We start from the raw sequence: 6,243 nt of genomic DNA on the forward strand, positions 1-6,243 counted from the left end.
TTAGAAGTTAGGAATTTTTAACTCCTAACTCACTTTTTAAGCTAAACACGCGAGAAAATCTTGCTTGAGTTGGGCTGCATCAAGATTGCGACCGATGAAGACTAGTTCGTTTTTGGGGGTTTCACTTGGTTTCCAAGGGCGATCGGGTTTGCCATCAAATATCATGTGCACTCCTTGGAACACAAATCGATTCTCTTCCCCAGCAATATTTAAAATGCCTTTCATCCGAAAGATATCTGCGCCTTGGGTACGCAGTAACTCGGAAATCCAAGCGTTTAATTTTTCTCCATCGATCGCACCTGATTCTACTAATGCCACAGAAAAGACACTTTCATCGTGTACGTGGGCATCTTCGCCTAAGAAATTTGGATCAATTTCTAATGCCCGATCTAAATCAAAGGCTTTTACACCTAATAAAGCATCTATTTCTAGTTCAGAATTCTGGGTACGGTAGATTTTAGCGATCGCATTCATCGCCCGAATCCGTTTTTCTAATTCATCCAACTCTTCTGGCGCAACCAAATCTGTTTTATTAAGTAAAATTACATCAGCAAAGGCAATCTGTTCTTGGGCTTCATCTGCGTCCCAATGCTGCCAAATATGCTTGGCATCTACCACAGTTACCACCGCATCTAGAGACAATTGGCTTTGCAAATCTTCATCAACAAAAAATGTCTGAATCACTGGCGCAGGATCGGCGAGTCCAGTTGTTTCAATTACTATATGGTCAAATTTATCACGCCGCTTCATCAAATTGCCAATGATCCGAATTAAGTCGCCGCGCACTGTACAACAGATACAGCCGTTGTTCATTTCAAAAATTTCTTCATCTGCATCGATAATCAATTGATTATCAATACCTACTTCCCCAAATTCATTGACAATCACAGCAACTTTTTTGCCGTGTTCGTAGGTGAGAATGTGATTAAGTAGAGTCGTTTTACCTGCTCCCAAATAGCCAGTCAGAACAGTAACGGGAACTGAATTGTTGATTACGTCAGCCACCATACTCTAAATTCCTCTTGTCTCATCATATAGATAATCATTATCGTCTATGATAAATCTTTTTATATTTTTGTGCGAACTGTGAACTTGCTTTTATTTAGGGTTTCGCCAAATAATTACATAGTTTAACTAAGAAATATTTTATTTTTAGGCATCTGTAATAAGTAATAAATATTCAAAAGTTGCGTAGCTGATAGGAATATTGCATACAAGCCGACCGACCCTACGGGAAGTCCAGGTTAGTACCTTGACAATCCCACAGAATCTATGATAATCATTATCATCATAAAGAAGAATTATACTTTTGATGGGGAAGCGTGGTGATTTCAAAAAACACTATCTGCTCGAAAAAGCAAGTAACTCAAACAGGGAAACGATCTGCGCCTATTGCAGTCAGTTTTTTGGTTGTTGCGCCGCTGCTTTTATCTACCGCTTTGGCGCCGGCACAAGCTGATGATACTCATAATCATTCGGACGAAACCGGCTTTTACATTGGGTTAGATGGTTTGGAGGTTTTTCCTACAGGGACATACGCAGGTTTGGAGAACCCCAACTACAATCGTTTAACCCTTCTCTTTGCACACAGGAATGAAGACCAACCCGAATCCAGCCATTTCCACGGCATTGGTGCTTATAGCTACTTAGGTTCATTAAATAACCTAACTATTAACCCAACCAATACAAATAACCGAATTCCTGAGTCTTACTCAGAACAACCGCCGCTGACACTATTACCTGGCACAGGGTTTTATAGTGGTCGCTTGATTAGTATTCCAACAGATAAGGAATATAGTAATCTGACGATAGAACCTCTAGCGTCTCTAAAAACTTCAAAAGAATTAGACAACCAGTATTTGTTCAATAGCTCCAATGGTCGTTGGCAGTCGTCCCTTGAGGGTGGAAATATTGGTTTACAATTAGCCTCAATTAGCAGTGGATTGAATATTGGTGATTCAGCAGGCTTTGATATTGTCAACTCAGTCGGTGATATCTACACAATTGGCAGTGGTGATAATTTTTCGTTCACCCCTACCTTTTGGACTGATGCTGCTGCACCACTGGGAACTTACTCTGCATCATTCAAACTGGTGGATTTAGGCACTGGTAGTAACCCCATTCCTTTTAAGGAGTCTGGCACTTTCAGTTTTGATTTTGAAGTCAAGACAGTGCCTGAGTCATCAACTGTTCTTGGTCTTGGTATAGTCGGTCTACTAGCGCTTTCTCTTTCTCGCTTGCAAAAACTTAATCGCAATAGCTTGAACTAATTTTAATCTCGCACCAAGGCGCAAAATGATCTTTGCATCTTGGTGTGAGGATTTAATTTTCTCAAGATAACATTAAGAAAGATTGGGTAGTGTTGAGTTTGTAGAGAGATTGACCAAGTATAAGCGATCGCAATGTTGTTGTGGAATCCGCATTGAGATTTTGTTATTAGTGATCGCTTTTCAACGAATTATCAGATATGCTAAAAACATAAAGGTAGCCTATAAAATCTACTAAACTTTATGGATACCCATCAAGAAACTGAATATGTCTTAGGCAACTCGCATCTAATGCAACAGATCGGGCAATTCAAGCATAATTCCCAAAAATCACGCCCTAACCAACCAATCCATTCGATTGATTTCGACGACATTCTAAACAATCGAAAACTGATTACACAAATTCAATTACTAATCGAAACCCACAAACAGAATCATCATGCGATCAATCGTATTTAATGAAGACACTCTGCAAACATTATTCACAAAAAATTGTTTAATATTATCAAATAAATACAAAAAGGAGATTATACCAGCGATCAATTTTTGGCATTGTTTACAAGATCGAGCGATCGCACTTCATAATATCGAACGATCTAACATAAGCCTGACATTCTGGTAAAACTTATTCTCAGCTATCCAAAGATTTTGACTTGCTCAAAGTGCATACGGTAACGGTCAATAAAGCTTCACTACTGCATCGACCGTTACGTTATATATCGTATTCAATCAATTCATTCAGGAAATAGAACAAACACCCGTCACAGTAATGCCAGAAGTTAAAGTTATTAACTCAAATCTTAAAAAGTCCGATCGCCCGGAAATATTCAAATTCAACTAAAGACAATTTTTCTATTTATCTGCCAAATTGGCTATAGCAATCCGATTTGATTTCTGAAATTATTTGCGTAGGCTGGGAGTGGGCAGTAGGGAAGAAGTCTCTTTGAGTTGTACTGAGTTTGTTCAAAAATCAAATATGAGTCCTATAGCCAAGTATACGAAGTTAATCTATACAGCTATTTTCACAATCATTTTTATCATTACAATCTATCAAATTCTGAATTAAACACTTCCTAAAAGGTTCTTTGCCGTTCTGAAGAGGTGAAGGATAGCGATCGCCAGAAATATTTAATTAACTAAATGCTGGAGGCAATGATGACTAAACAACTTTCCCTCGATGCGCTGTGGGAGTCGGCGATATCTAAGGATCGCCCATTCTGCTCAAATGAACGCTCTCACCTACCAGAAGCCGCAAGACGGTATCTCGAACACGCGATCGCTCCTGGAACTGCGATCGCATCTGCGGTTCGATTGCAGATGCACGGCGAAATCAAATTGAAGAGTTGGATTCCATTCAAAGCAGAGCAAGTCATTTGCTGGGAGCATGGACTGATTTGGAGTGCTACGGCGTGGATGAACGGCTTACCGATTTTAGGATCGGATCGCCTCGTAGACGGCGCAGGTGCTATGCAGTGGAAGCTGTTAGGAATATTCCCGGTGATGGTGGCTTCAGGTTCCGATATTACACGGTCTGGGGTTGGTCGTCTCCAGGCAGAGTCAGTGTGGTTGCCGTCTGTGTTCTGTAATGATAATGTGTCATGGACAAGAATGGATTCATCGCACCTGCATTCTAGTTTCGTCGTCCAAGGCGAGCGAGCGGAACTTGATTTCACCATTGATAAAACGGGGCGGCTCAAGACTATCAAGCTACCGCGCTGGGGCAATCCAGAAGGTGCTGAGTTTCATTATGTAGACTTCGGTGGAATTGTAGAGTCAGAGGGCACATTCTACGGCTACACCATTCCCACCCATCTGCGGATTGGCTGGTACTTTGGCACTGAGCGGTTTGAGTCGGAGGGTGAGTTCTTCCGAGCTACGATTGATAATGCAATCTATCGGTAGAAGGCGATCGCTTTTATTCGCTGCCGATTTCACCACGCCCATTCGTTGATTAGTTTATGCGAAAATGATCGATGTGGAAGGTTAGAAATACACAGAAGAAGTAAATTTTAAAGGCGATCGCTGTAACTTTTGATAGTTATCTGCACTCATCTGTTTAGTTAGGCAAATCTAACTTACATTCCAATGCTTTTTTTTGCATGGTTTTAAAAATGTTATAAAATCCATTAGCACGGGAAGGTGTCAGACTAACGTTTAAACCTGTTACTTGAATAAAATCTGGAGTAAGTTGCACAATTTCAGTTGGCGTTAGTCCATCCAATCCTTCAACCAAAAGCCCTACTAATCCTTTGGTTAATTGGGAATCAGAATCGCCTTTAAACACAACCTTACCGTCATCTAAGGCTGCTGTGATATAAACTTGAGACACGCAACCAGGAACTTTATTTTCGGGTAATTTATCACCCTCCGGGAACTCATTGAGCTTCTGAGCATACCAGATTAGCTGTTCATAGCGTCGCTTCGGTTCGGAAGCGCGTTGGAAGCGCTGGACAATTTTAGCAAGCGCGGGTGGCAAAGCATCTAGAGTTGAGGACATAATAGAAGCTGCAAATGATCGATATTATCTTGAATTGTAAATTATCTTTAGAGCGATGCCTACGGCGGGCTACGCCTACGCGCCTGTACTTCACCTTGGCATAACAGCTCTTAAATTTACTAGAAGTTTTCAAATCCAGATAATTAATGCGATATAAGGTAAGCAATAACAATTATCACCAATGTCATAAAAGTTACGCTAGGCTAAGATCCTCCCGGTTTTAGCTGTGTTGCTTCCTGCCAGATATTGCTCAAAAAGCTGACTGTTGCAGCTTTTTGTATTAAGTAGTAAGAATAACTGTTAAATATTGATGCAAAATCGGATATTTTCTTGAATTTGTTTCGGAAATATTCAGATGATATTTTCAATCATTAATAAATTTCAGGAGCAAATCAGGTGTTTACTTCAACCTTACTCGCTGCTGCAACTACACCCTTGCAATGGAGTCCTGCCGTTGGGGTGATTATAATTCTCGCCAATATTCTTGCCATTGCCTTTGGTAAATCTACCATCAAGTATCCAAATGCAGAACCGGGACTACCCTCAGCTAACTTCTTAGGCGGTTTTGGTTTACCTGCTTTATTAGCAAGTACTGCCTTTGGTCATATCTTAGGAGTGGGCGCTGTCTTAGGGCTGCATAACCTGGGAAGAATTTAGGTTCTTACCCAAGATAACCTTTATTTGATGATTGTTTTGTCTCCAGTTTGAGCCAGAGAGTTAGTTCTTTGGCTCTTTTCTATGCCAATTGTCCTCAGATATCAGACTCTTACAATAATTTAACTGGTTCTCTCCCATATTTCGCCATTAAATCATTAACTTCTCTAGTTGTCCCAAACAAGCCTTAAAAAGGAAGCTACTAAAGTCAAAGTCCCGCTTTTTAAGGAGAATTTAGGGGGATCTCTTGTGCGTAAGTCCTACTATATGAATCTAACTCTTAACAAATGTCCACTCTATGTCCTCTTCCCACTCTTTTTCTTGGTCATCATGATGAGAAATTGCAGCTATCGTTTCATATAACCGTGCTGGAACATCTTTACGTCGCCACTGTCCTGCCAGTTGAGCTGCTAATAAAGCATGGGCACGATGATAAATTACTTCCCAACCATTTTGCGTGGCGTTGACAATCACAAGTCAATCTTCTGATTCTTAGTCTTGATTTTGAGTTGAATTAATTTCTCAATTCAGAAACGTTGGGGTAGATATTGAAGGGGCGATCGCTCTCAATACGGTTCGGTTAAGAATATTGTAGGTTAGGTTGAAGCTTTGCGAAACCCAACAAACGCCGCAAAATGTTGGGTTTCGTTCCTCAACCCAACCTACACATTTTTATTTTTTGGGCTTAGAGGATGTTTGAAAAGTATTAGGCTGTGATTTTACACATTTATAGATCCCCCCTAACCCCCCTTAAAAAAGGGGGAACCGGAATCAAAGTCCCCAATTTATCGGACGGTTTAGGGGGATTTAGAACGTTTTGATACC

The 6,243-nt window shown here is 40.5% G+C and carries 5 protein-coding genes and 1 pseudogene; 3 read left to right on the forward strand and 3 right to left on the reverse strand.

Translation table 11 applies throughout. The features are described from left to right. Positions 1–36 precede the first annotated feature (36 nt). Positions 37–1,008 carry a GTP-binding protein gene (locus ACEW80_RS02615; protein WP_373525101.1) on the reverse strand — a complete coding sequence of 324 codons (972 nt, stop codon included), beginning with the start codon at positions 1,006–1,008 and terminating at the stop codon, positions 37–39. Between the two features lie 317 nt (positions 1,009–1,325). On the opposite strand from ACEW80_RS02615, the gene ACEW80_RS02620 reads away from it, so the two are divergent. Together ACEW80_RS02620 and ACEW80_RS02625 are read left to right on the forward strand one after the other, a co-directional pair. Next, on the forward strand, positions 1,326–2,270 hold the full coding sequence (locus tag ACEW80_RS02620; protein WP_373525102.1) for an all3515 family Zur-repressed PEP-CTERM protein: 945 nt from the start codon (positions 1,326–1,328) through the stop codon (positions 2,268–2,270). 1,149 nt (positions 2,271–3,419) lie between these two features. Next, positions 3,420–4,169, forward strand: coding sequence for a DUF6544 family protein (locus tag ACEW80_RS02625; protein WP_373525103.1), 750 nt, complete (start codon positions 3,420–3,422; stop codon positions 4,167–4,169). Positions 4,170–4,323: 154 nt separating this feature from the next. On the opposite strand, the gene ACEW80_RS02630 is transcribed toward ACEW80_RS02625, so the two are convergent. Continuing rightward, positions 4,324–4,764 carry a SufE family protein gene (locus ACEW80_RS02630; RefSeq protein ID WP_373525104.1) on the reverse strand — a complete coding sequence of 147 codons (441 nt, stop codon included), beginning with the start codon at positions 4,762–4,764 and terminating at the stop codon, positions 4,324–4,326. A gap of 396 nt (positions 4,765–5,160) precedes the next feature. Here ACEW80_RS02630 and psaK point away from each other — a divergent pair, with 396 nt between their 5' ends. Continuing rightward, positions 5,161–5,421 carry a photosystem I reaction center subunit PsaK gene (gene psaK / locus ACEW80_RS02635; RefSeq protein WP_373525105.1) on the forward strand — a complete coding sequence of 87 codons (261 nt, stop codon included), beginning with the start codon at positions 5,161–5,163 and terminating at the stop codon, positions 5,419–5,421. A 297-nt stretch (positions 5,422–5,718) separates the two neighbouring features. Here the strand turns inward: psaK and ACEW80_RS02640 are convergent. Next, positions 5,719–5,892 (reverse strand): annotated as a pseudogene (locus ACEW80_RS02640) (DUF3891 family protein); the annotation flags it as partial. Positions 5,893–6,243 lie beyond the last annotated feature (351 nt).

The organism is Nostoc sp., assembly GCF_041747015.1.
Classification (GTDB): domain Bacteria; phylum Cyanobacteriota; class Cyanobacteriia; order Cyanobacteriales; family Nostocaceae; genus Nostoc.